Raw genomic sequence first — 23,135 nt, 5'->3', positions numbered from 1 at the left:
ATTCCCTAGGGCCTTAAGATCTTTCGCCGAACCATCCCAGGAAGCGGTCATCGAGCTGCTCGGCGGTCAGCTCGGTCAACTCGGTCCGGGCGACCTGGAGGTACGGCGTCAGGTAGCGGCGTAGAACGGCGGGGTCGCACTGGCACAGCTCCTTCAACTGGCGCCGCCGCATGGGGCAAGGCCAGGGCGTGCCGCAGGCGATGCACGCCCAGTCGGGACGCGACGGGCCGTGCAACGCGGGCTGGTCAGCCATCGCCGCCGGCCCCACGGTTGGCCTGCCGCTGGCGTACGTAATAACAGGGGTAGTACGGCCAGCCGCAGGCGCACGTCACCCGCCACGGACGCCACCACCGGCGTACGCGCCCGTGCTTCACGATCTTCGCCACCGATCGCACCGCCTTCCGCTACCGGTCGGTCCAGCGACCCGTGTTCACCGGCCGGAGTCGCGCCTGCTCGGTATGCCAGGCGCGCAGCGCCTCCTTGAGCCGCAGGTTCTCCTCCCGCAACGCCGCCTCGGTCGCGTCCCGCGCCACCAACTCGTCCGTCACCCGCCGCACGAAGGCGTACACCTGCTCCTCGGCCAACCCGCGACGACCGATCCGCGTACGCCGAAAGCGGGTGAGTCGAACCTGCTCGGGGCGCAACCGGGTGAGTCGCTGGACCACTCGGGAGACTCCTACGGCCGAGGTCACGATTCTCATTTCTCCTTCTTGGTCGGGGTTTGCTTCGTCGCGGCGTAGCGACGCCGGACGGAGTCAGCGGCGTGTGCCGGTTGGCCTGCTGGTGGTCATGGGTGGTTCATTGGGCAGCCGCGTGGGCCTGTGGGGGCGGGCGAGCAGGCGCAGGCCGTCGAGCTGCACGAAGATCTCGCGCTTCTCCGTCGCCTCGCCCTTCCGGTTGAGCACGTATCCCGTCAGCCAGACCCAGCCGTCGTATGTGGGCTGCTTCGAGACGACCGTGACCCGGAACGTGATCGCACTCGCGCCACCGAACTGGACCGAAGCGGGCGCTCCCACCCCCAGCACGTCACCCGGTTCAGGCATGTCTACGAGAACCCCTGTTCGATCGTCAGACGGGCACCGACCAGGACGGCCAGCGCCCTAGACAATCTCCGCAGCTACGACAGCCCAGGACCCCCGATCCGTCGTCGTTGACCAGCCACGTCATCGTGAGTAGCTGTCGTATCGAGCAAACTCCGCCCGACACTGTCGCGATAGGTCATGGCTATTAACAGCCGGGTGTTAACCCCTGTGATTCAGCAAACCAACAGGGCATGCTTATCCGTGAGACGCCGACCGAGTTGCACGCTGAGGAGCATGGGTTGTCGAGCCGAATCAGGGACGCACGGCTGTCCCGCGGCTGGTCACAAAGCCGGCTGGTGCATGAGATCGAACGCCGCCTGGCCGCAGCGGGACAGCCGACCGTCACGACCGCAAGCTTGAAGGTCTATATCTCGGAGTGGGAGAATAGCCGCCGGGCGATTGGCCCGGAATACCGCGCAGTACTGCGGGAGGTGTTCGGGCAAACCGATGGCGAGCTGTTCGCGGTGGACCCCGAGCATGAGCTTCCCTCGCTCGACGAGGCATACACCGAGCTGGCCGATAAGATCGAGACAGCAACCGCCATCGACCCACTGATGATCGACACCCTCGTCCAACAGACCGAACTCTTCCGGACGATGGACCGCCAGCTCGGCGCGGCCATTCTCGTTGACCGAATGAACGCACATCTCGCAACGCTTGAGAACGCGCTTGCCTACGCGGTACTACCCACTGCCAGGCGGCCCGTAGCAGAGGTGCTGGCCAGCGCCTCAACCCTCGCCGGCTGGCAAGCGCTGGACGTTGGTGCTGTAGATCGAGCCTGGCGGCACTACGAGACCGCACGCCGTGCTGCTGTTGAGGCAGAGAATCCCGCCTTGCTCGCCCATGCCATGGGCGAGCAGGCTTACGTGCTGGTCGACGCGGGCCGCATAAACCTTGCGGTGCAACTCATCCGAGAAGCCCGGAGATCGGCGCTAGGTAGATCCCCCGCAAGACTGCTGGCGTGGTTGGCGGCGGCGGAAGCCGAGATGACCGCCATCAGCGGCGACGAGTCGGCGTGCCGGGCGGCGTTAGATCAGGCCTCCGCCGCGCTGCCATCCGGCGCGGAATCCCGTGACGCGGACGTACCCGGCGTCTTCCTCAATGCGAGCCACCTCGCCAGGTGGCGAGGCAACGCGCTGGCACAGCTCGGGGACGCGGGCGCCTTGGCCGACCTGCATAGTGCGCTGGACCGTCTCGACCCCACGTTCGCGAGAGCACAGGCCGGTCTCCGCATCGATCTCGGGCAGGCCTACTACGCCAGCGGCGAGCTTGGCGAAGCGCGACGTCAGGCGGGGCAAGCCCGGATGCTCGTAAACCGCACCGGGTCCCTCCGACACCGTCGACGGCTCGACCGCCTGACGTTGTCCCTCGCAAAGGTCAGCTAGTCTGCTGGCGGCCCAAAGGCGAGCACATGCAGCAGACCGATCAGGGTCCCGGAGCCTAGGAGTTCCTGCTTCGCCGCTAGATCACGTACCGCGGCAAGCGGCACCCACTCGACCCTGCCAACCTCCTGCGGGTCACTCGGCGGGCCAACGAGCTGGGCACTCCGCGCGAAGAAGACTGCGTGCGGCGAGTCGACCATCCCGGTCATTGGCTGGTAGGACACCAAGCGGCGCATGGGGCCTGGACGCCAACCGGTCTCTTCCTCGACCTCTCGTGCGGCCGCAACCGCCTCGTCCTCAGCCTCATCCACGACACCGCCAGGCAGTTCCCAGCCCCACTGATCAGAGATGAACCGATGCCGCCACAGCATCAGCACGCGGTCTTGATCGTCCATGACCACGGCGACGACAGCTCGAAACAGCCTGACCACGTGGTGCTCGAACCGGTCACCGCCCCCTGGTGGCTGGACGTCTGCCAACGTCAGATGTACCCACCGGTGGTCGTAGATGGCACGCTCGCCATAGACCCGCCAACGCATCAAGTCCCGACTGTCATCGGTCATGAGCCGACGCTACCGCCGTCGGTCCGGCCGGGAGCGGGTCCCCCCACTGACCGCCCCAAGGGCTTCCTGAGCGCATGTGGTAGCTATAGGCGCGTGGATAAAGATCTTGCCGACCCCGACGACCTTGCGGCGCTACGTGCCGCCTTCCAGGTCGATGACGGCGGCGAGTCGGCTCTGGGTTGGGCGGCTGTACGCGATTTCGAAGCCGAACACGGCATCGTCCTGCCCGAGCCCTACCGGACATTCGTCGCGCAGATCTCCGACGGGTCGGACTCCGGGCCACCGGAGTTCGGACTCGTCGGGCTGGCGGAGTTGCCCGACGACTGGGGTGACGATCGGCCGGAGCGCTTGCTGCGCCGGCCCTTCCCGCTGACCTCGATGTGGCTGTGGGAGGTCGACCCCAGGCCGTCGGAGGAGGTCGAACCGCTCCTTGAGCCGGTCTTCAACGACGGGTCGATCGTGTTGGGCACCGACGGATGCGGCATGTACTGGCACCTGATCGTCAGCGGACCGCATCGGGGGCACATCTGGAACATCAGCGGCGAAGGCGCCACTCCGTTCGACGCGGGGTTCGGCCACACCACCGCTGATCCAGGCTTTATGGGGTGGGTCAGACACTGGACCGCGAACAAGCCGTGGTTCGACGCCACGTAACACAGCCTCAGCGTCATGGAGGCGATCAGCCCTGGTAGAGGTCGATGAGGTTGCCGCTGGGGTCACGCACGCAGGAGGCGCGGGGCTTCCAGGTGGAGTCGGTCGGGGGTTGCACCTCGACTCCCCCGGCGGCGAGTGCTCGGTCGTGGGCGGAGTCGACGTCCTCCACGAGCAGCCCGAAGCGGGCGTGACCACGGCTGGTCGAGTCGGGAGCGGTCTCCTCCAGGGTGATGAGGAAGAACCGTTCACTGTGGTGGGTGCCGAACTGTAGCGAGTCGATCGCCTCGTTGAAGACGACGTCGAACGCCTTCGTGTAGAAGCTTGCCGCGGCCCGTACGTCCGTCACCCCGATCCTGATCTGCGCCGGACGAACAGTCTGCAACGCGGGCATCAGCTCCCCCTTTTCGATGAACTCGTCCACCGCCACGACCCGCTGCGACAGCTCACGCACCTGGGCGACGAGGCGCTCCCGGTGGGCGTCGAGAGCCGGCGGGACAAGCTCCCTGCTCCCCGCCAGCAGCACCCGGATCTCCTCGATGGGCAGGTCGACCGCACGCAGGCCACATATCAGTCGAGCCTGCTCCACCTGCTCGTGGGCGTACTGGCGGTAGCCGCTGTCGGGGTCGACGCGAGCCGGCTTGAACAGCCCGATCTCGTCGTAGTGCCGCAACGCCGCAATCGACAACCCACTGACCAGCGCAAACGCACCGATATTGAAAAGTTCCCTGTCATCCACCCCGCAAGCATCAGGTCTCAGCCCACCCGAGAGTCAACCCACACCGCGCCCCTTTCATGATCAGGGAGAGTTCGGCCGGTCATAGCGAGCCAAACTCTCCCTGATCATGAGCCACGCGAAGCACATCCCCTCGCGTCAGGTTCACCTGAACATGGTTGGCCTTCACGTCCCGAGTTCTGCCGCGCCGGGAGCCCCAGCAAAGTCAGCCACGGCACCCCAGCCAACGCAGCGAGCGCCCCGGCACAGACCTCGCCGGCCGGCACGTTTAGCTATCGATCGGCGCGAGTTGCTGAAAGTCGGCGGCGCCACTCGGGGCCGAACGGGTGGGCGGGCTAGCTCCGGGACTCGTTGATCGCCACCTCGATACGCAGTCCGACCCCGGTCAGGACCAGGACTATCGAAAGGACGAGCGCTCCCACCGAAACGGCATCGTCATCCATCATGGACACCGCCGATACGAAGAGGCCGGCGAGGATCGCTATGGTGCCAAGGGCCCGCTTGTGAGTGGTCTGCTGAGATCCAAGGTTCACGGCGGGACGGTACCGAACTCGCGTCGAGCGCGCCGCCCCTGATTGGTTTTCGGGATCGTGAGGAGTTCGGCCTACGGGAGCGAAGCCGAACTCCTCACGATCGTGACGTGCGTACCGGCGGTGGTGACTCTCAGCGACCGGGGGTCACGGTGACGGACCGGCCCGGTTTGAGGGTGATCCGGCGTCGCCAGCCCCCCGCACGCACCTCGGTCTCGGTGCCGCCGACGCTGCGGATCGTCGCGCTGGTCACCTTGCCGTTGCGCCAGGCGAGGTCCACCTCGAACCCGCCTCGGGCGCCGACGCCGGTCACCTCACCGTTGGGCGCCCAGGCGTCCGGAAGGGCGGGCAGCAGCTCGATGACGCCGGGTCGGGAGTAGAGCAGCATCTCCAGCGCGGCGGCGGCACCGCCGAGGTTGGCGTCGATCTGAAAGATGGTGTAGCTGCCCTGGCTGTACATGTCGAACAGGTTGGCTGAGGTGCCGTTGCCGTTGTTCATCGACGGTCGCAGCACGGTCAGGTAGAGCTGGTAGGCGTTCTCGGCGTCCTTGAGCCGGGACCAGCACAGCGACCGCCACGCGCAGGCCCAGCCGTAGCTGTCCATGCCCCGGGCGGTGAGCAACGCCCGTACGCCGTCGATCAGTTCCTTCGGGCTGGTGTCGGTGTTGATCCGGTCGCCGGGGTAGAAGCCGATCAGCGGGGAGAGGTGCCGGTGCGTGGTCTCGCCGAGGTTCTCCGGGGTCATCCACTCCTCCAGCCAGCCGCTCTTCGGGCTGACCCGGGGCAGGTAGAGCCGCGCCTGGAGGTCGGTGACCTCGGCGGCGAAGTCCTCGTCCCGGCCGAGCACCTCGGAGGCGACCCTGATCTGCTGGAACAGGTCCCAGGCGAGCTCCTGGGCGTACGTGATGCCCTTCGCGTCCGGGCCGTGCTCCGGTGACCAGGCGTTGTCGTCGATCAGCACCTCACGGGTCGTACCGTCCGGCTCGGTGACGGTGGTCGGGATGAGCCGGGCCTGCCAGAACTCGGCCGCGCCCTTGAGTACGGGATAGATCTTCTCCAGGTACGCCCGGTCCAGGCTGTACTCGTAGTGCCGCCACAGCGAGTTGCACAGCCAGGCGTTGCCGGACGGGTGCCAGACCCAGCCGCTGCCGCCGTAGATGTTGGTGGAGAACGCGACCGCCCAGCCGGCCAGTTTTCCGCGGCTGTTGCGGAACCGGTTGCGGGGATCGTTGTAGAGCCGCCGGGTCACGTCGGTCCAGACCGGCAACTGGGACACGCAGTAGTCGGCCAGGGCGTGCCCGGTCTCGCCGAGCCCGGCCGGGTCGGCCAGCCAGTAGTTCATCTGGATGTTGATGTCGGTGTGGTAGTCCCCGTACCAGTCCGGGTTGTTGTTGTGCACCCAGATGCCCTGCAGGTTCATCGGCAGCCGGTCCCGGGAGCCGGTGATGTTCAGGTACCGGCCGAACTGGACGTACATGGCTTCCAGTTCCGGGTCGGGGGTGGTCGGGTCGGTGTAGCGGACGGCAATGCGCGACCAGGTGTCCAGTGCCCGCTGCACCGGGGTCGACTCGCCCAGGCGCAACCGCATCCGGTCGTAGAGCCGCCGGTAGTCGGCAACGTGCGTGGCGAGCAGGCCGGCTCCGGGGACCCGGGCGGCCGAGGCGATCTTCGTACGGGCGAGCGCGAGCGGGTCGACCTCCGGGTCGCGGAAGTTCTTTGCCGCGTCCCGCGAGTAGTCGGTGCCCCCGCAGATCACCACCAGCAGTTCCCGGCACCCCTCGAAGGTGACCTTGGAGCCGTCGGTGCCGATCCGGCCGCCGCTGCCGATCGCGGTGACCGCCGCCGCGTACCGCAGGCCGTTGGGCAGGGTGCCGTCGAAGCTGGCCTGGCTGCCGGCGGCCGTGGTGGTCTCGCCGTGGGTGCCGACCAGGGACACCGCGCCGGTGTGGGTGCCGCCGCCGGACTGGGTGAGCCGCAGGACGATCACGTCGTCGGGATGGCTGGCGTAGACCTCCCGACGGTAGTGCGCCTTCCCGATCCGGTAACTCACCGACACGATCCCGTTGCTGAGGTCGAGGGTGCGGCGATAGTCCTTGTACGTCTCCGGGTTGTGGCCGGTGAGCGCGACGCGTACCTGGGCGAGCAGGCCGAAACTGCCGAAGCCGTTCCCGTCGTACGGGAGCTGTCCGTCACTCTGGAGGGTGTCGTTGCGCCCACCGGTCCAGAACGAGCCGTCGGTGAGGTAGACAACGTCGTCGGCGGGGTTGCCGCCGGTCAGCGCACCGAGTCGACCGTTCCCGATCGGCAGGCCCTCCCGGATGATCTGGTCCTCTTTCGCCGGTGTGCGGTACCAGACCGTGGTGGCCTGGGCGTCCGGGACGAGCGTGGCTTCGGTGGGACGGGCCGGTGCGGCGTTCGCGGCGAACGGGCGGGCGCCGGCGATCGCGAGACTGGCCCCGGCCGCACCGGTGAGGCGGAGGAAGTCACGACGGGACGATTCGAGCACGGTGGTTTCCCTTCCGACACATTCATCGGATCTCTGCCGGCTGGATCGGGACTTTGCGGGATCCGGCGAACGACGTGGGCCATCATCGATCCGATGTTTTCATAAATTATGTCGGTCGTTCGGGGATGTCAACAGCCGCTGCCCGCCCTCAACGACCGGTACGGGTCAGGGACAGGAGCTGGCTGTGGGTCTCCGCATCGGCGGCCACCACGAGTCCACGGCCTCCGGGTCCGATCGGGGCGCCGTCGATGCCGGTGACCACGCAACCGGCGGCCCGGCAGATCGCGATCCCCGCCGCGAAGTGCACGCTCCCGGAGAGGTCACCACCGTCGGTGACGTACGCGGCACGCTTGCCGGCGGCGACCCAGGTCAGCGCCAGCGTCGTGGAGACGACCCGTGGCCGGAACCGTGCCACGAAGTCGGGATGGGCCATCAGCTCCACGGCCCGGAATCCGGGCGCGTTCGGGAACGGCGGATCCAGGTTGACGTCCACGAGTTGGGTGGCCGGCGTGGGCGTCAACGGGGCGTCGAGTCCATTGTGGCGTACCCGTGCCGTCTCACCGTCGGTGAAGAAGATCTCGCCGCTGAACGGGTCGGCCACCGCCGCCGCCCCGTCACGCAGTGCCACGTTGACCGCCACCAGCATGTTCCCGACGGCGTAGTTCAGCGTGCCGCAGAGGGGATCCACCAACCACTGGCGTACGGAGTCGGCCGCGCCCTGCTGCCCGCCCTCCTCGCCGAGCACCGCGTCGTCGGGCCGCGCCGCCCGGATGACGTCGAGGATCGCCTGCTCGGCCGCCACGTCGGCGGCGGTGGCGAAGTCCCCGGCACCCTTGTCGATCCGGGCGAGTCGCTGGCCGTACAGGTCGCGGACCACGTCGGCACCGGCACGTGCCGCGGCCATCGCCACGCCTGCATCATCGGTTCCCGCGTACGAGTTGATCATTTGTGCAGCATATCGGGGCAAAGCCGCTGCACTCCGGCCGCACGAGCGACCGGGCCGCCGTATTCGCGGTCCAGGACGGACCGACGCGATCTTGTACTGATGCGTACGGTGATGCCTGCGTCAGCGGGATAGTCCTTTTTGGAGCCATGTGCTGTCGACGACGGCCGTGGTGATCGACTGTCGGCGGCGGTACAGGTGGCCACCGGGTGACGACAACACTCGGGTACCCGCCGGTCAGGGCGCTCTCCCCCGACGCGAAGCGGTCGTGGCCACTCCACCCCCATGTTTCCGGGGTCGTCTCGGGAGGCGATTTTCCCGGTTCCCACACCGTAGTGGCTCGCGTCGGGACCCGTTGCCGGGGCGCAACCCCCTGTGACACGATCCGGCTCAGATGATCGTCCCCTATCGATGTAGGAGGTGCTCATGACCCGGATGCTGCGGCACGTGGCGGCTCGCCTGGTGGGCAAGCCCCAGGTCAGCGGACGTTACCCGTACTGGTTCTACGGCTACGACGAGAACTAGTCCGGCGCCCTGCCACTGCCAGGAACGACTCCCACCACGACGACTGAACACACAGCGATCACAGGATCCCCGGACGGGGATCCTGTGATTCTCTCTTGGGGGCCCGGATGGCACACGTCAAGGAGACCAGTCGACCGCCGGGTCCGCGCGGGCACTGGCTGATGGGCAACATCCCGGCGTACGACAACGACCGGATCGGGTTTCTCCGGCGCTGCCACACGGAGTACGGCGACGTCTTCTCGTACGACGAGCGAACGGTGTTCGTGATCGACCCGGACCTGACCCACGACGTACTCGCCCGGACGAACCAGGACTTCGTCACGGAATTGGCACCGTTCGACACCCGACGGGACGTCGAGCAGGCCGCCCGGCAGGGCAGCTCCTGGATGTCCGCGCGCCGTACGGTGTGGCCGGGGCTCAACCACTCCGCCTCTGTCACGGCGGACAACCGGACCGTCGAGATCCTGGACGAGGTGACGGACTCGGTGACCGGTGCCGAGTGTGACGTCCTCCCCCTGATGCGTACGTTCACCGCCCGGTCGATCTCCGAATACTGCTTCGGTCCCGACTCCACCGAGATCCCCGACCTGCTCGCCGAGAGCCTGGACGTCACCCGGCCGTTCTCCGGCACGTCGTACCAGTTGCCCGCCTGGCTGCCGCTGCGCCGCAACCGCCGCTTCTTCCGTTCCCACCGGCACACCATCGACACCCTGACCGGGATCGTCGCGCGGCGGCGTGCCTCCGGTACCGGGGCGACCCACGGCGACCTGCTCTCCCTGCTGCTCGCCGCCGATCCGGGGATGCCCGACCGGGCGGTGATGTCGACCCTTCGCGGCATCCTGATGGGCGGCCACGGTGTCCCCGCCGCCGCGCTCGCCTCCATCGTCCGGGAGTTGGCCCGCCAACCTCGGCTCACCGCCGACCTGCGCGCGGAGGCGAACGGGTCGAACGGCGGTGACGCCCCGCCGGCTGCGCGGCTTCCGCTGGCCGAGGCCGTGGTCAAGGAGGTCCTCCGGCTCTACCCGCCGGTGTGGCTGATGACCCGCACCGCCAGTACGGCCACGACCCTGGGCCGGTGGTCGCTGAGCCCCGGGGACGACGTGCTGCTCAATCCGTACCTGATCCACCGGGACCCACGGTGGTGGCAACGACCGGACGAGTTCGACCCCACCCGCTGGTTGACCGGACGACCGGCGCCCGGTGTGGCGTACCTTCCGTTCGGTGCCGGTCCACGGGTCTGCGTGGGCTCGGCCCTGACCATGCGGCAGCTCACGCTCGCCACCTCACGGCTGGCGCAACGCTTCACCATCGAGTCGTCGAACGCGCAGACGGCCGACCCGGAGTTCCTCGGCCGTCTCGCACCGACGGGGCTCCGGGCACGGTTCCTACCGATCACTTGTTGACGCCGGACCGCGCTCGCCGTTCGGGCGGCTACGCGAGGTACCGGTGGCGTCAGCGGATGCTGGCGCCGTAGACGTGGTCGACGGTCATCACCATGAGCACCCTGCGGTCGGACACCATCACCGACCGGTACTCGTCCCAGTCCGGGTGCTCCCCTGCGGCGAGGCGGTAGTAGTCCACCAGCGCCTCGACCTCGGAACCGTGCGGGTCGGTTCCCGGGCCGGTCAGGGTCGCGACGCCCTCGGCGGTGGCCCACTCGCGGCCGTCCGGGCCGGTGACCTCCAGTGTGGCCCGAGGATCACGACGCAGATTCGCCGTCTTGGCCCGCCCCTCGGTCATCGACACGTAGAGGACACCGGCCTGCCGGTCGTAGAAGGGCATCACGGGGGAAAGCTGGGGACGGCCGTCGGCCTTGATCGTCGCGAGCACTCCCAGTCGGCTTGCGGCGAGCAGCGTACGTGGGTCGAATGGTGTGGCGGTCATGCTCGTACCCCCCGAGGGTGTTGATGGTCCTGACAGAATCATCCACGCTCAGACCGGGGTGAACGTCAAGAGGAACGAGCGTGCGACACCCGGCTCCGTTTGCGGGCCGGGACCGGCTAGCGGGTCGGGGTGGCTGCTGGCGGCGTCGGCATCCCGATCGCGCGGGGCGGCCACTACCCGAGGTGAGAAGTTTTCACTCCTGCCTGGCGGATCACGGTGCGGTGGCGAGAGTTCAGGCGGTCACAGGCCGGCGGCCCAGGCGAGGATCTGGTCGACGTGCGCGCGGGTGAGGCCGACGCCGGGGTCGGCGGCGACCAGGATGGTCGGTGCGCTCCGGTTGTCGCGCCAGGTCCGGGCCTCGTGGGTGTGCGCGTCGTCGATCCACGCGGTCGGCCGGTCCTGCGCCAGTGCGGCGATCAGCGGAACCTTGGCGTTCGGATGGAACGGCACCGGCGGCATGGTGAGCATGGGCAGCGGGGAAATGCCCAGCAACGGTACGAGGAGGCGGTTCGCGTCGTCGTTCCAGCTGGTCGCCCAGGTGACGTCGAAGGTACCGGTCAGCTCGGTGATCCAGGCACCGTGACCGGGGTTGATCCGGATGGACTCCTCGCCCGGAAACAGGTCGTGTTCGGAGAAACCGGCGGGGCAGGGGCCGTCGAACGGGTTCAGCACCCCATCGATGTCGAGGAACAGCAGCGGACGGTTCATCTGATCGATTGTGGCCGGACCGGCGACGGAAGTGGTGCCACTACGGCCGCCATCAGGACCAACTGCGTACGCGTTCGGACATGGGCGAGCGCCGGTCGGACAAGCTCTCGCTCGTCCGACCGGCGCTCAGGCGCGAAACGCCACCACGGGAGATCGGCCATCCTCCCCGCGGTTCGGGTCAGGCCGTACCGGCGCGCATACCGCCGCGACGGCGACGAACCACGGTCAGCAGGACCAGGACCACACCGAGGAGCAGCAGCCCGGCACCGACGCCGAGCTGACGGCCGAGCGAGCTACCGGTAACCGGCAACTGACGGGGCACGACGGTCAGCACGACGCTCGCGCTGAGGCCCGACTCGCGACCGGTGGCCGTGATCAGCCAGGTGCCCTTCCAGTCCGCGTCGAACGTGATCTGGAACTCGCCCTGGGCGTTGGTCACCGCGACCAGCGCCGGCGGCGGTCCCGACGGGTACGCGACCGGCACCATCGCGACGGTCGTTCCGTTGTCCTGACGGACGGTGGTCCGCTCGACGGCACCGGCCGCCGCCGCCTGTGGCGTGAAGACGATGTCGACGGTCTCGGTCGGGCCGTAGAACCGGCCGAAGAGCGTGACTTCCTCGCCGACCGCCACGGTCGACTCGCTCAGAGTCAGCACGGGCGGCTGCGGCGGATAGGGCGGTTGTGGTTGGGCGGCCGCCGGGCTGGATGTCATGGTGGCAAGCGCGCCGGCCATGACGAATGCCGCCATGGCCGAGGCGACGATGCGGGTGAGCCGCATGATGGATCCTCTCTCTACTGTTCACACGTGGTTGCTGGATTGACACGGGTGGTCCAGGGTGTGGCGCCGGGCGTCAGCCACAGATCTGCGGTGCCGGTCCGGGTCACCGGGGTCAACAGGTCGACCTCCAGCTCCCGGGTCTTGCCCGGTGGGATGTCGACGCTGAGGACGGCGACCCGCCGCCCTCGTTCCATTCCGGCACCGATCGGGGTGGCCGCGCCGTCGAGCCGGGCGCGTACCGGGGTGCCGCCGACCGGGCTGAAGACGTAGGCCACGACTCGGTTGCGGTACGGGTCGCCGGGAAGCTGCAGGCCGAGTACGGAATCGCTGAGGCCCTTGCTCGGCGCGGTCGAGCCGATCGCGAGCCGGAGTTTGAGTTCACGCCGGCCGTCGGGGCGGCAGCCGCCCACGGTCAGCTCGGCGGAACGGGTCAGGTAGTAACCGAGCTTCGACCCGGTGCCGTCGTTGAGGAAGGCCCCGACCGTCGGCACCGCCTCCTGCTCCGGGAGGACTCCGGCGACGCGGGTGTCGACCACGTCGTCCTGCTCCTGCTGGTGCGCGCTCCAGAACAGGATCCGCCGTTCGTCGACCGCCCGGTCCAGTGCGTCGAGCAGCTTGCGCGGGTCGACCGTGCGGGTCAGCAGGGCGTCGAAGACCGACATCGCCGCGTTGGCGAAGTACCTGTCCTGGTCCTTCGGCGCGTCGATCCGCTCGTAGGCGTCGGAGAGCAGGGTCTTCACGGCGGTGGCCGAGGTCAGCGTCGGGTGCTTGGGCACCGGCACCGGCCCGATCGCCTCGAGCAGGTAGGACAGGGTCACCGGGTCGGTGGCGAGCACGCCGTCGACGACCGTGCCGGTCCGGAGCCGGTACATCTCGCGGAACAGCGCGGCGGCCGTCGGGAAGTGCGGGGTCAGGTTCACGTCGGCCGGGTAGATGCCGAGCAGGTCGGTGTAGAGCCCGCGCATGTCCTTGTCGAGGACGCTGACCGGCTTGTCGAAGCCGCCCAGCTCGGCGGCGGCGCCCTGCTTGAGGATCTGCACCTTGCCGCCCTCGGCCCGGATCACCGCGTACGCGCCGAAGATGCCGCCGGTCGAGCGCGGTTCGGCCAGGTTCTGGAAGGCGACGAGATAGGTACGCGGGCCACCCGCGCCCAGCAGCGGCGGGAGCAGGACGGCGCCGTGGCGGGCGGTCGAGGTGAGATCGGCCAGCCGGTCCAACTCGGCGCGCAGTTGCTCGACCGCGTCCCGGACCGGCGCCTGGAGTCCGGCGGAGCGGATCCCGTCGACCCGTTCGCGGGCCTGCCGGACGGCGGTGTCGGCGGTGCTCAGTTCGGGGGCGGCTGCCTGCAACCGGGTCAGGTCGAGTCGACCGCCCTTCGGCACCAGCGTGGCCAGGTCCAACCTGAGCAGCGACGGGAAGGCGTGGCGGGCGAGGTCGTCGACGGCCACGGCGATGTCCCGTACGGCGGTCAGGTCGTCACCGGCGTACGGCGCGTGACCGGCCAGCCGCCAGGTCGGGTCGCCGGTGGCGGAGCGGGCCGCCCCGGCCTGCGACTGGAGTGCGGACAGGGTGCGGGCGGCCTGTTCCGTGTCGCCGGCGAGCACCTGTTCGCTCAGCTCGCCCGCGAGTCCGGCGGCGCTGAGCAGGTGACCCCGAGCCTGCCAGCCGCGCAACCCGAGCCAGCCGACGCCGAGGAACAGCAGGCAGGCGACCACCAGAACGGTGATCAGGGTACGGCGCAGCCCCACTCGCGACCGGGGCCGGCTGGACCGGCGTCGTGAGTGTTGCATCGGGGCAGATTCGCCCTGCGTCACACCAACACACTCCATAGTTTGGGCAAAACGACCATAAGGATGTAATTGCTACAGATCTCTATAGCACGGTTATTTGTTGCTTCGCCGTCGTACAGGCTTTTTACAGCCCATACGTGGCTGGTTGTGAGTAAAGCTCACAGTCAGCGCGGCGCTTGCCGATCCGGGCCGTTCGTCGCGGATCGCACCGACCGGCCGCTCGTTGCACCCGGTGGGCTACCGGCCGACCGTGACGCCGGAGCAGCGAGGAGGAGACATGCTCGGCGGGGTGCTCATCGTCTGCCACGCGAATCTGTGCCGGTCCCCCATGGCGGAGTACCTCGCCCGGGAACTGCTGGCGCAGCGGCTCGGCGGCGAGGCAGCGGGCGTACCGGTCGGCAGCGCCGGCACCCACGCGGTGCCCGGCTACCCGATGCACCCGCACGCCGCCCGGGTCACCGCCGAACGCGGCACCGACCCCGAGGCGTTCCGCAGCAGGCCACTGCACGCCGAGCAGCTCCGCGCGGCCGGACTGATCCTCACCGCCACCAGGGCCCAGCGGACCACCTGCGTCTCGCTGGCGCCGTCCGCGCTGCGCCGTACGTTCACCCTGCGCCAGTTCGCCCGGCTCGCCGCCGCCGCGGTCCAGCAGGGCGGCGCGGTCGAGCAGGACGCGACGACGCCGGACGGGCCACGGGACCCGGTGCGCCGACTCGACGCGGCGGTGGCGGCGGCCAGCCGGGCCCGGGCCGGTCTGCAACCTCCGGCCCGGCCCGACGACGACGACCTGACCGACCCGGTGGGCCTGCCGATCGCGGAGTTCCGTCACTGCGTACGCGAGATCGAGCGCGCGCTCCGACCGACCGTGGGACTCATCGCGGTATCCGGCTGAGTTCCTGGGTCGGTGCCGCCCCGACCGTCCGCGGATCCTCCCGCAGCGGTCCCAGCTCGTCCTCGTGTGCCCCCACCGGTGCCGTCCCGGCGCCGGTGGCGGCGGGCCAGTCGACCTGCTCGGCCGCCGGCACCGCCGAGATCGGCTCCGCCGGTGGCGGGTCGGCGACGAGGGTCCGGTACATCTCGTACTGGTAGTTGTCCGACCTGGCCACCTTGGCCATGTTGAGGACACAGCCGAGGACCCGCGCGGAGACCGCCTCCAGCGCCTCGGTGGCCGTTGCCACCTGCGCCCGGGTCGTCTTGCCGTGCCGGGTGGCGAGCAGTACCCCGTCGGTCTGCACCGCGACCACCGCGGCATCGGTGACGGCCAGCAGCGGGGCGGTGTCGACGATGACGATGTCGGCCGAGTCGCGCAGCGCCCGCAGCAGGTCGGCCATGCCCTTGGAGCCCAGCAACTCGCTCGGGTTCGGGGGCATCGAGCCGCCGGGCAGGACCAGCAGCGACTTGTCGCCCCAGGGCTGGACCACGTCCGCGACCTCGACCTCGCCGATCAGCACGTCGGTCAGGCCGATGCCGGCCTCCAACCCCAGGTACTGGGCGATCTTCGGGCGGCGCAGGTCAGCATCGACCAACAGCACCTGCCAGCCGGCCTCGGCCAGCGAGATGGCCAGGTTGCAGGAGAGGGTCGTCTTGCCCTCGCCCTGGACCGAACTGGTCACCGCGATCACCCGCGCCGACTCGTGCACGTCGACGAACCGCAGGTTGGTACGGAGCTTGCGCATCGCCTCCGCCCGAGCCGAATGCGACGCGGTGCCGACGATCAGTGGCGCGGTGAGCGCCTCCACGTCCCAGGGAATCTGCCCCAGCAGCGGGCTGCCGGTCAGTTGCTGGAGGGTGGCGCCGTCGCGGACGGTGTTGTCGATCAGTCCGCGGAGCACGCAGAGCGCGATGCCGAGCAGCAGGCCGAGCACCCCACCGACGGCGAGATTGCGGGCCGGGCGGGGCGAGACCGGATCGGCGCTGACCCGGGGGCCGCTCACCGTCTCGATCTTCACCGGCGGTTCCTGCGCGCCGGGCGGCGTCTCCAACCGCTGGACCAGCGAGACGAAGTGCGACGCCACCGACTCGGTGAGGCGCAACGACCGCGCCTGATCGCTGTCGGTGACGGTGGCCCGGAGCAGTACGGTGTTCGCCTCCACCCGCGCGGTGATCCGGGCCTGCACCTCGTCGGCGGTGAGCCCGACCGGCCCGTCGGCGACGATGCTCTGGGCGAGCCGGTCGCTGGTGAGCAGGTCGGCGTACGACTTCACCCTCTGTTGGAGGAAGAGGCCACCCTGGTACGCGTCGGTCACGCCCTGGCTCTGCGTGGTGACGAAGAACGTCACCGACGAGGTGTACAACGGCTCGGTGCGTACGGTCACGAGACCGGCGGCGCCGAGCCCGACCATGACCGTCGCCAGTACGAGCCACCAGCGTTGGCGCACGACGGCAAGGTGGGTGCGCAGATCCATCAGGCCAGACCTCCCTATCTGCGGCGTTAACGGTTGATCCGGCGTGCGGGCTATTCGGTACGCCCGGAAACTCAGACAGTATGAAAAAGATCCATACCGCCCGCATTCAGCGCCGAACCGAATGTAGAGGACCGAACCGGCCTTGTGCCCGTATTCGGCCCAACACGGCCGATATTGCTACCGAGGTTTGCCGTCGCCGCGGTGGGGGTCGTGGGATTCCTCGTTGTCGAGGGACTCGCTGAGCCCTTCGGTGAAGTCGTCCCCGGGCACCGCCACCTCCTCCGCCTCGTCGAGCTCGTCCGGGCGGTTCGTGCGCTCCGGCTCCGGCACCGTCGGGTCACCGGCGAAGCCGTACTCGTTCGGCTCGTCGTGGCGAGCCCCGCCATCGGGTGGTGTGGTCATCGCTCGACCCCCTGTTCGTCGGGCCGCCCCGCGCAGTCGGTCACGGCCGCGTATGCACGGGCCGGACCGGCCCGAGCACCACTCACGGTAGGCATGGCGGAGACGGTGGGATGGCAAACGCCGGGCATTGCCCGGGTCACCCGGTCGGGCCCGTCGGCGCCGGATCAGGCCGGTCGGGAGGGGTGGCGGGCACCGAGCGGGCCGGGCCGGAGCCGGTGGCGGGGGTCGCGAGCACCGCGCCGATCACCGTACGCAACAGCACGATCGTTCCCGCCGTGGCGATGTCGGCCCAGTGCTCGGCCGAGGCGAGCCGGATCAGGCTGGCCGCGGTCAGCAGGTCCAGCAGCAACCGCAGGGCGGTACGCCAGGACCGGACCGTCAGCAGGGTCACCAGTCCGGAGAACAGGGCGACCGCGGTGATCAGACTGATCGCCATCGACCGGATCACGGCGTCTCCGGGTGGGGACGATCAGCGGGTGCCGTACGGCCGGCGATCTGGCGCTGTTCCTGTTCGATCTCGCGGCGCAGGAAATAGTTCAGCGCGGTCCGGATGGTGGCGATGGCCGCCAACTGCCCGATCTGGTTGAAGCTCGGAGCGACCGCCGTACGGAGCACGTCCGCGGCGAGCTGGAATTCGAGGCCGAGGGTGAGGAACCGGCCCAGCGAGAGCCGGACGGGGGTGAAGACCGCGGCGGTACGGTGGCGCACCGCCAGCACGACGAACCGAACCGCCGCCCAGATCGCCCCGGCGAAGATGACACACGCGCCGATCGCCTCCACCACGGTGACCAGCACACCGGAGACATCGCGCAGCAGTTCCTCGGCCAACCCGGCTCCCTCGGCCCACCCGGCGTGGGGCACACCCGAGGGCGGTTACCCCACGCCGGGCCGAGTAGGCCGGAACGGGTCAGAGCAGTTCCTTCAGCCCGTCGAGCAGCAGCCAGAGGCCGGAGATCGCGAACAGGGCGGCGGCGCCGTACTTGATGACCTTTTCCGGCAGCCGACGGCCGAGCATCCGGCCGACCAGGATGGCCAACGCGTCCGCCGCGACCATGCCCACCGTCGAGCCGACCCAGGTGCCGAACCAGCCGTACTGGGTGGCCAGGGTGATCGTCGCGAGCATCGTCTTGTCGCCCAACTCGGCGATGAAGAACGCGACCGAGACGGCGATGATCGCCGACCGTTTCGTCTGCTCGGCCTTGGCCCGTTCCTCCTCGGTCAGCCTGTCGCCGCGCAACGTCCACGCGCCGAAGCCGAGGAAGGCCACACCGGCGCCGAGCGCGATCCAGCCGGTGGGCAACGTCGCACCGAGACCGTAGCCGATCGCCACCGAGGCGAGGTGGACCAGCGCGGTGGCGATCGTGATACCGATCAGCACCGGCACCGGTTTGAACCTGGTGGCGAAGGTCAGCGCTATGAGCTGTGACTTGTCGCCGAGTTCGGCAACGAAGATCACGCCGAAGCTGACCACCAGGGCAACAAAGAAGCCCTCCATGAAAACCCTTCCCGGTCGGGACCGGGTCCAGGGCGCGATCGACCTCGACCCGGCTTGAACAGCCTGGTCGAAGGTCTCGCCCGCCTCACCGTGGTGAGGCCGCGTGGCCGGATGCTTGCGCACCAGTATGTCGACCACGACATTGGGAGCTACTCCCCTTCGCGTCACCGAGCCTAACCGATCTCCCGCCGAGTCGGCCCGCCGGCCCGCCGAGCGGACCGGCGAACCGGCCGGAGGAGGAGTCGGTGCAGGTCAGGCGACCTGGGCGAGAACCACCGCGAAAAGGTCGCGCTCGTCGGTCCAGCAGTGGCGGACGAGGAAACCGGCCGAGTCCAGCTCGGCGGTGACGCCCTCGGGTCGGAACTTGGCGGACACCTCGGTTCGCATCTCCTCGCCCTCGGCGAAGTCCACGTCGAGGTCGAGCACCCGGACCCGGCTCGCCCGGCGCGCCCGCAGCCGCATCTCGATCCACTCGTGCTCCGGGTCCCAGATCGCCACGTGCTCGAACGCGGCCGGATCGAAGTCCGCCCCCAACTCCCGGTTGATCACCGACAGCACGTTGCGGTTGAACTGGGCGGTCACCCCGGCCGCGTCGTCGTACGCGGGCACCAGCACCGCCGGGTCCTTGACCAGATCGACCCCGAGCAGCAACCAGTCGTCGGACTCCAGCGCGTCCCGCATCGACCGGAGGAACTCCGCCCGCTCGGCCGGCACCAGGTTGCCGATCGTCCCGCCGAGGAAGGCCACCAACCGGCTGCCACCGGTCGGCAGCCGGTCGAGCTGGTGGGTGAAGTCGCCGACCAGGCCACGGACGCGCAGACCCGGGTACGCCTCGGCGATCTCGGCCGTGGACTGCCGCAGCGCGCTGATCGAGACGTCCAGCGGTACGAAGGTGCCCAGCCCACCGTGCCGGGTGAACGCGTCGAGCAGCAGCCGGGTCTTCTCCGACGACCCCGACCCCAGCTCGATCAGCGTCTTCGCCCCGGTGATCCGGGCGATCTCGGCGGCGTGCTCGGCCAGGATCGCCCGCTCGGTCCGGGTCGGGTAGTACTCCGGCAGCCGGGTGATCTCCTCGAACAGTTCGCTGCCCCGCGCGTCGTAGAACCACTTCGGCGGCAGCCACTTCGGTGACGCGGTCAGCCCGGTCCGGACGTCCTCGCGCAACGCTCGGGCCAGGTCCCGCTCTTCCAGGTAGATCTCCAACGGATCCGCGGTCACGCCAACTCTCCTATCGGTCGCAGGTGCAGCTCGTCGGTGGTGGCGACGACCAGTTGGCCGTCCGGTACCCCGGCCCAGGCCGGGTCGTCGTCGAGCGGTTCGGAGCTGATCAGCACCGAACCGGGGCCGGTGCGTACCGACAGGGCGTGTCCGGCGGTGGAGGCGACCGCGGTCACGCCGTCGGTGAGCATCAGGTTCAGCCGGGATCCGGGTACGGCGGCGGCGACCATCCGTACGGTGGCGGCGATCGCCAGGTCCGGTGGGACGCCGGTCCGGAGCTGGTGCCGTACCAGTGCCCAGAGCAGTGCCGCGTCGGTGGGGGCGTCGAGGGTGAGCAGGTCCCGGACCGGCAGCCCCTCGGCCAGCGGCACCAGCGTCTCCGGCCAGCCGGGAACCGCCCCGTTGTGGCTGAACAGCCAGCGTCCCTCCGCGAAGGGCGCCGCCGCCGTCTCCACCACCGGCATACCGACGGTGGCCGAACGGACCGCCGCCAGTACCGCCCCGGAGCGGGTCGAGGCGGCCAGCGCCGGCAGGGCCGCGTCCGCCCAGATCGGGGTCGACCGGCGGTAGCGGACCGGGTCGGGGGCGTCGGCGTACCAGGCGACACCGAAGCCGTCGGCGTTGACGGTCCCGCCGCCGCGCATGTCCAGGGGCGCCCAGGACTGCCGGACCAGCCCGTGCGGCGGGTCGAACAGCAGGGCGGCCAGGGATACCGGCGGTCCGAGGTAGACCAGGTGCCGGCACATCAGCCGACCACCGGACGCGGCCGGGGACGACCGTACGGGTGCCGGTGGCTCACGCGCCGGTCTCCTCCGGGCGGGGGTCCCGGGCACAGCGGAAGCCGCTGAAGATCTGCCGCCGGATCGGCAGGTCCCAGTTGCGGAAGGTGCCCCGGCAGGCCGACCGGTCGGTGCCGAACGACCCACCCCGCAACATCCGGTACGAGTTGCCGAAGAAGACCTCCGAATACTCCCGGTACGGGAACGCGGTGAAACCGGGGTAGCCCTCGAACCCGCTCGACGTCCACTCCCAGACGTCCCCGATCAACTGGTGCACCCCCAGCGGCGACGCACCGGCGGGGTACGCGCCGACCGGTGCCGGCGCCAGGTGCCGCTGGCCGAGATTCGCCTGCTCCGGGCCCGGATCGGCGTCCCCCCACGGGTAGCGGCGGGAGCGTCCGGTGGCCGGGTCCCAGCGGGCCGCCTTCTCCCACTCCACCTCGGTCGGCAGCCGCTTGCCGGCCCAGGCGGCGTACGCCTCGGCCTCGTAGAAGCAGACGTGCACCACCGGCTCGTCCATGATCAGGCGGGAGTACCGACCGAAACGGACGTAACCCCACTCGGTCCCGTCGTGCCGCCAGTGCAGGGGCGCGGTCAGTCCCGCCTCCTGCCGGTGCTGCCAGCCGGGCCCGCTCCACCAGCGCTCGTTGTCGTAACCGCCCCCGGTCAGGAAGGCCAGGTACTCCCCGTTGGTCACCGGCGCCGCGTCGATGAAGAACTCCGGTACGTCCACCACGTGTGCCGGGCGCTCGTTGTCGAGCGCCCAGGGGTCGGTCGAGGTGCCCATTGTGAAGCGGCTGCCGGGCACCCGTACCTCACCGGAGACCGGCACGACCGCGGGTGGTGGCGGTGGTGCGGCGAGTGCCGGTGGACCGATCCGCAACTGGTGGGTGGCGAGCATGGTCTCGTCGTGCTGCTGCTCGTGCTGGACGATCATCCCGAACGCGAACCCGTCGCTCACCAACCGACGGCTGTCGAACCGGATCCCGTCGAGCAGGTCGAGCACCTTGTCCCGGACGGTGACCAGGTAGGACCGGGCCTCGTCGGGCCGGAGCAGGGGCAGCGCCGGCCGGTCCCGGCGGGGCTGTTTGAACGCGTCGTACAGGTCGTCGATGTCGCGGCGTACCGGCTCGCGGCCACCGACGTCGCGGACGAGCCAGAGTTCCTCCTGGTTGCCGACGTGGGCGAGGTCCCAGACCAGCGGCGACATGATTGGCGAGTGCTGACGCATCAGCTCGGTCTCGTCCACCGCCTCGGTGAGCAGCGCGCTCCGGGTACGGGCCCGTTCCAACTCGTCTGCGATCCGTACCCGGAGATCCCGGTCCGATCCCGCGGAGGTCATGGTCGTCTCCTGTCCGCGGCGCCCAGTCGCCGCTGCACGATGTGGCTGATCTGATCTCGGGTCGCCGGCGCCAGGTCGGTACGGTCCACCGCCGCCAACGCGACCCGCAGTACGGCGGCGGCCGCCCGCGCCAGGGCCGGGTCGGCCAGGCCGTGCCGGGCCGCCTCGTCCCAACGGTCGAGCACCGGCTCGCACGCCTCCCTGGCCAGGCTCAACGCGGCGGTGTCGTCGAGCAGCGCGGCGAGCACCCCGACGGGTGCGATCCACTCGCCGGGCGGCTGTGCGTCGAGGTAACGGACCTCCAGGTAGCCGCGGGCCCGTACCGGGGGGAACAGGGTGCTGATGTGGTAGTCGAGGTCCTCCTGGGTCGGCGGCTGCGGCAGTGCGCCGCCGATCCAGTCGCGGAACGTGATCCCGTCCGGCACCCTCCAGTCCCCGTCGGGTCGCCGTACGCAGAGCAGTGGCGCGCCGAGTGCGTAGGCCGACCAGGTGGCGACCGGATCCGCGCCCGCACGGGCCGCCGTCCAGGCCGGCCGGGTGCGGGGCGGATCGATGGCGAACCAGGCCGCCATCCGGGCCGAGGCCCAGCCGGTGTCACGACCGGCGTGGTGCCGTGCGGTCGCGAACGCGGCGAGCAGCGGTGGTCCGAGCCAGTGGAGTGCGTCCCAGCGGTCCCGGAACCCGTCCCGGGTGCCTGCGTCGAGGCAGACCTGCAGGCCGGCGGTGCTGTACATCATGGTCCGCCCGGCTGGGCCGCGACGGTCGAAGGCGGTGCGCATCGCGCGGTAGCGGGGGGTGTCCACCACCGGGGTGGGTGTGCGGTACGGGTCGATACCGCTGCGACCGAGCCTCAGGCCGGCGCTGGCCAGCAGTTCGGTGAGGCGGTCGATGTCGGCGCTGGTGTGCAGGTGCAGGGCGCGTAGGGAGCGGTGCGGGGCGGAGGAGATCTCGACCTGCCCGCCCGGCTCGACGCTGACCGTGCCGTGTCCCGGCAGCGGCGAGGATGCGCCGGCCGGGTCGAGTGTCTGTGGTGCGTGCGATCCGAGCGCGGCCCGTAATCGGTCCGGGTCGACCGGTCGGGCCGGGTCTGTACGGTCGTGAACGGTCCATTCCAGTTCTACGCCGCTGAGCATCGGTGGTCCGGTCTTGAAACAGATCTTCGCCAGGTAGCCCTCCGCGTCGGACAACTTGCGCAGGACGGGTGGCGTGTCGAGGTCGGCCGGTATCACGGCATCGATCTCCCTTCGTTCGACCGACTGGAACTACCCTTGCCGTCGTTTTCCAATCCGACCTTGACCGGCCGGGCTGTCGGGAGTGCCACCTCCTCGTGTCTACCAGACGAACTCCGTCCCGAGTGCGAAACGGATTCACGATCCGTACCCGGCGCCGGACGCGGTGTAGTCGCATCCGCACCGG

At 69.6% G+C, this 23,135-nt stretch carries 25 protein-coding genes; 4 read left to right on the top strand and 21 right to left on the bottom strand.

The window, feature by feature from the left end; genetic code table 11:
* Positions 1–13: 13 nt before the first annotated feature.
* The 3 genes from ACWEFB_RS11335 to ACWEFB_RS11325 form a co-directional block, all read right to left on the bottom strand.
* Positions 14–172: a hypothetical protein gene (locus ACWEFB_RS11335; protein ID WP_452284546.1), complete on the bottom strand. Its 159-nt coding sequence runs from the start codon at positions 170–172 to the stop codon at positions 14–16.
* Between the two features lie 232 nt (positions 173–404).
* Complete coding sequence (locus ACWEFB_RS11330) at positions 405–692, bottom strand: DivIVA domain-containing protein (RefSeq protein WP_452284544.1); 288 nt, start codon at positions 690–692, stop codon at positions 405–407.
* 63 nt (positions 693–755) lie between these two features.
* Positions 756–1,043, bottom strand: a complete 288-nt coding sequence (locus ACWEFB_RS11325; protein WP_452284542.1) for a hypothetical protein — start codon at positions 1,041–1,043, stop codon at positions 756–758.
* A gap of 335 nt (positions 1,044–1,378) precedes the next feature.
* Between ACWEFB_RS11325 and ACWEFB_RS11320 the strand changes: the two genes are divergently transcribed.
* Complete coding sequence (locus ACWEFB_RS11320; RefSeq protein WP_452284540.1) at positions 1,379–2,467, top strand: XRE family transcriptional regulator; 1,089 nt, start codon at positions 1,379–1,381, stop codon at positions 2,465–2,467.
* Here the strand turns inward: ACWEFB_RS11320 and ACWEFB_RS11315 are convergent.
* The gene (locus ACWEFB_RS11315) at positions 2,464–3,003 is read right to left on the bottom strand and encodes an NUDIX hydrolase (protein ID WP_452284538.1); all 540 of its coding nucleotides are present in this window, start codon (positions 3,001–3,003) and stop codon (positions 2,464–2,466) included. The two genes, ACWEFB_RS11320 and ACWEFB_RS11315, sit on opposite strands and share 4 nt — an antisense overlap.
* Between ACWEFB_RS11315 and ACWEFB_RS11310 the strand changes: the two genes are divergently transcribed.
* Positions 2,896–3,681, top strand: a complete 786-nt coding sequence (locus tag ACWEFB_RS11310) for an SMI1/KNR4 family protein (RefSeq protein WP_452284536.1) — start codon at positions 2,896–2,898, stop codon at positions 3,679–3,681. The two genes, ACWEFB_RS11315 and ACWEFB_RS11310, sit on opposite strands and share 108 nt — an antisense overlap.
* A 25-nt stretch (positions 3,682–3,706) precedes the next feature.
* Here ACWEFB_RS11310 and ACWEFB_RS11305 read toward each other — a convergent pair whose 3' ends face one another.
* The 4 genes from ACWEFB_RS11305 to ACWEFB_RS11290 form a co-directional block, all read right to left on the bottom strand.
* Positions 3,707–4,417, bottom strand: coding sequence for a VOC family protein (locus tag ACWEFB_RS11305; RefSeq protein WP_452284534.1), 711 nt, complete (start codon positions 4,415–4,417; stop codon positions 3,707–3,709).
* A 332-nt stretch (positions 4,418–4,749) separates the two neighbouring features.
* Entirely contained in the window at positions 4,750–4,947 is a 198-nt protein-coding gene (locus tag ACWEFB_RS11300) for a hypothetical protein (RefSeq protein ID WP_452284532.1), read from the bottom strand.
* 130 nt (positions 4,948–5,077) lie between these two features.
* Positions 5,078–7,450 carry a glycosyl hydrolase family 95 catalytic domain-containing protein gene (locus tag ACWEFB_RS11295; RefSeq protein ID WP_452284530.1) on the bottom strand — a complete coding sequence of 791 codons (2,373 nt, stop codon included), beginning with the start codon at positions 7,448–7,450 and terminating at the stop codon, positions 5,078–5,080.
* 148 nt (positions 7,451–7,598) lie between these two features.
* Entirely contained in the window at positions 7,599–8,396 is a 798-nt protein-coding gene (locus ACWEFB_RS11290; protein ID WP_452284528.1) for an inositol monophosphatase family protein, read from the bottom strand.
* A gap of 629 nt (positions 8,397–9,025) precedes the next feature.
* On the opposite strand from ACWEFB_RS11290, the gene ACWEFB_RS11285 reads away from it, so the two are divergent.
* Entirely contained in the window at positions 9,026–10,321 is a 1,296-nt protein-coding gene (locus ACWEFB_RS11285) for a cytochrome P450 (protein WP_452284526.1), read from the top strand.
* Positions 10,322–10,370: 49 nt separating this feature from the next.
* Here ACWEFB_RS11285 and ACWEFB_RS11280 read toward each other — a convergent pair whose 3' ends face one another.
* The 4 genes from ACWEFB_RS11280 to ACWEFB_RS11265 form a co-directional block, all read right to left on the bottom strand.
* Complete coding sequence (locus ACWEFB_RS11280; protein ID WP_452284524.1) at positions 10,371–10,802, bottom strand: PPOX class F420-dependent oxidoreductase; 432 nt, start codon at positions 10,800–10,802, stop codon at positions 10,371–10,373.
* 240 nt (positions 10,803–11,042) lie between these two features.
* Positions 11,043–11,510 carry an HAD domain-containing protein gene (locus ACWEFB_RS11275; RefSeq protein WP_452284523.1) on the bottom strand — a complete coding sequence of 156 codons (468 nt, stop codon included), beginning with the start codon at positions 11,508–11,510 and terminating at the stop codon, positions 11,043–11,045.
* A gap of 178 nt (positions 11,511–11,688) precedes the next feature.
* A complete protein-coding gene (locus ACWEFB_RS11270) occupies positions 11,689–12,288 on the bottom strand; it encodes a hypothetical protein (protein ID WP_452284521.1) in 600 nt (199 codons plus the stop codon).
* A 14-nt stretch (positions 12,289–12,302) separates the two neighbouring features.
* Complete coding sequence (locus ACWEFB_RS11265; protein ID WP_452284519.1) at positions 12,303–14,078, bottom strand: DUF4012 domain-containing protein; 1,776 nt, start codon at positions 14,076–14,078, stop codon at positions 12,303–12,305.
* A 277-nt stretch (positions 14,079–14,355) separates the two neighbouring features.
* Between ACWEFB_RS11265 and ACWEFB_RS11260 the strand changes: the two genes are divergently transcribed.
* A complete protein-coding gene (locus ACWEFB_RS11260; protein ID WP_452284516.1) occupies positions 14,356–14,970 on the top strand; it encodes an arsenate reductase/protein-tyrosine-phosphatase family protein in 615 nt (204 codons plus the stop codon).
* Here the strand turns inward: ACWEFB_RS11260 and ACWEFB_RS11255 are convergent.
* From ACWEFB_RS11255 to egtA, 9 genes are all read right to left on the bottom strand, one after another.
* Positions 14,951–16,483, bottom strand: a complete 1,533-nt coding sequence (locus tag ACWEFB_RS11255) for a polysaccharide biosynthesis tyrosine autokinase (RefSeq protein WP_452284514.1) — start codon at positions 16,481–16,483, stop codon at positions 14,951–14,953. The two genes, ACWEFB_RS11260 and ACWEFB_RS11255, sit on opposite strands and share 20 nt — an antisense overlap.
* A 177-nt stretch (positions 16,484–16,660) precedes the next feature.
* A complete protein-coding gene (locus tag ACWEFB_RS11250; RefSeq protein WP_452284512.1) occupies positions 16,661–16,885 on the bottom strand; it encodes a hypothetical protein in 225 nt (74 codons plus the stop codon).
* Between the two features lie 136 nt (positions 16,886–17,021).
* Positions 17,022–17,321 (bottom strand): hypothetical protein, encoded by a 300-nt coding sequence (locus ACWEFB_RS11245; RefSeq protein WP_452284510.1) that lies wholly within the window; start codon positions 17,319–17,321, stop codon positions 17,022–17,024.
* Positions 17,322–17,329: 8 nt separating this feature from the next.
* Entirely contained in the window at positions 17,330–17,713 is a 384-nt protein-coding gene (locus tag ACWEFB_RS11240) for a DUF1622 domain-containing protein (protein WP_452284508.1), read from the bottom strand.
* A gap of 79 nt (positions 17,714–17,792) precedes the next feature.
* A complete protein-coding gene (locus ACWEFB_RS11235) occupies positions 17,793–18,380 on the bottom strand; it encodes a TMEM165/GDT1 family protein (protein WP_326558026.1) in 588 nt (195 codons plus the stop codon).
* 252 nt (positions 18,381–18,632) lie between these two features.
* Entirely contained in the window at positions 18,633–19,598 is a 966-nt protein-coding gene (gene egtD, locus ACWEFB_RS11230; protein WP_452284506.1) for an L-histidine N(alpha)-methyltransferase, read from the bottom strand.
* On the bottom strand, positions 19,595–20,344 hold the full coding sequence (egtC, locus tag ACWEFB_RS11225; RefSeq protein ID WP_452284504.1) for an ergothioneine biosynthesis protein EgtC: 750 nt from the start codon (positions 20,342–20,344) through the stop codon (positions 19,595–19,597). Before egtC ends, egtD begins: the two co-directional genes overlap by 4 nt.
* A 49-nt stretch (positions 20,345–20,393) precedes the next feature.
* Positions 20,394–21,719 (bottom strand): ergothioneine biosynthesis protein EgtB, encoded by a 1,326-nt coding sequence (egtB, locus tag ACWEFB_RS11220; RefSeq protein WP_326558023.1) that lies wholly within the window; start codon positions 21,717–21,719, stop codon positions 20,394–20,396.
* The gene (egtA, locus tag ACWEFB_RS11215; RefSeq protein ID WP_452284502.1) at positions 21,716–22,948 is read right to left on the bottom strand and encodes an ergothioneine biosynthesis glutamate--cysteine ligase EgtA; all 1,233 of its coding nucleotides are present in this window, start codon (positions 22,946–22,948) and stop codon (positions 21,716–21,718) included. Before egtA ends, egtB begins: the two co-directional genes overlap by 4 nt.
* Positions 22,949–23,135 lie beyond the last annotated feature (187 nt).

The sequence above is a fragment of the Micromonospora sp. NPDC004704 genome (genome assembly GCF_053601675.1).
The sequence above is the reverse complement of the archived record's forward strand: the minus strand, read 5'-3'. Positions and strand labels throughout refer to the sequence as shown.

Excerpts from the sequence above, each read along its gene's own strand:
- ACWEFB_RS11270 (WP_452284521.1), bottom strand. The coding sequence starts at position 12,288 with ATGCGGCTCACCCGCATCGTCGCCTCGGCCATGGCGGCATTCGTCATG.
- ACWEFB_RS11325 (WP_452284542.1), bottom strand. The coding sequence starts at position 1,043 with ATGCCTGAACCGGGTGACGTGCTGGGGGTGGGAGCGCCCGCTTCGGTC.
- ACWEFB_RS11285 (WP_452284526.1), top strand. The coding sequence starts at position 9,026 with ATGGCACACGTCAAGGAGACCAGTCGACCGCCGGGTCCGCGCGGGCAC.
- ACWEFB_RS11245 (WP_452284510.1), bottom strand. The coding sequence starts at position 17,321 with ATGGCGATCAGTCTGATCACCGCGGTCGCCCTGTTCTCCGGACTGGTG.
- egtB (WP_326558023.1), bottom strand. The coding sequence starts at position 21,719 with ATGACCTCCGCGGGATCGGACCGGGATCTCCGGGTACGGATCGCAGAC.
- egtC (WP_452284504.1), bottom strand. The coding sequence starts at position 20,344 with ATGTGCCGGCACCTGGTCTACCTCGGACCGCCGGTATCCCTGGCCGCC.
- ACWEFB_RS11290 (WP_452284528.1), bottom strand. The coding sequence starts at position 8,396 with ATGATCAACTCGTACGCGGGAACCGATGATGCAGGCGTGGCGATGGCC.
- ACWEFB_RS11235 (WP_326558026.1), bottom strand. The coding sequence starts at position 18,380 with ATGGAGGGCTTCTTTGTTGCCCTGGTGGTCAGCTTCGGCGTGATCTTC.
- ACWEFB_RS11260 (WP_452284516.1), top strand. The coding sequence starts at position 14,356 with ATGCTCGGCGGGGTGCTCATCGTCTGCCACGCGAATCTGTGCCGGTCC.
- ACWEFB_RS11335 (WP_452284546.1), bottom strand. The coding sequence starts at position 172 with ATGCGGCGGCGCCAGTTGAAGGAGCTGTGCCAGTGCGACCCCGCCGTT.
- ACWEFB_RS11280 (WP_452284524.1), bottom strand. The coding sequence starts at position 10,802 with ATGACCGCCACACCATTCGACCCACGTACGCTGCTCGCCGCAAGCCGA.
- ACWEFB_RS11265 (WP_452284519.1), bottom strand. The coding sequence starts at position 14,078 with ATGCAACACTCACGACGCCGGTCCAGCCGGCCCCGGTCGCGAGTGGGG.
- ACWEFB_RS11255 (WP_452284514.1), bottom strand. The coding sequence starts at position 16,483 with ATGGATCTGCGCACCCACCTTGCCGTCGTGCGCCAACGCTGGTGGCTC.
- ACWEFB_RS11275 (WP_452284523.1), bottom strand. The coding sequence starts at position 11,510 with ATGAACCGTCCGCTGCTGTTCCTCGACATCGATGGGGTGCTGAACCCG.
- ACWEFB_RS11250 (WP_452284512.1), bottom strand. The coding sequence starts at position 16,885 with ATGACCACACCACCCGATGGCGGGGCTCGCCACGACGAGCCGAACGAG.
- ACWEFB_RS11315 (WP_452284538.1), bottom strand. The coding sequence starts at position 3,003 with ATGCGTTGGCGGGTCTATGGCGAGCGTGCCATCTACGACCACCGGTGG.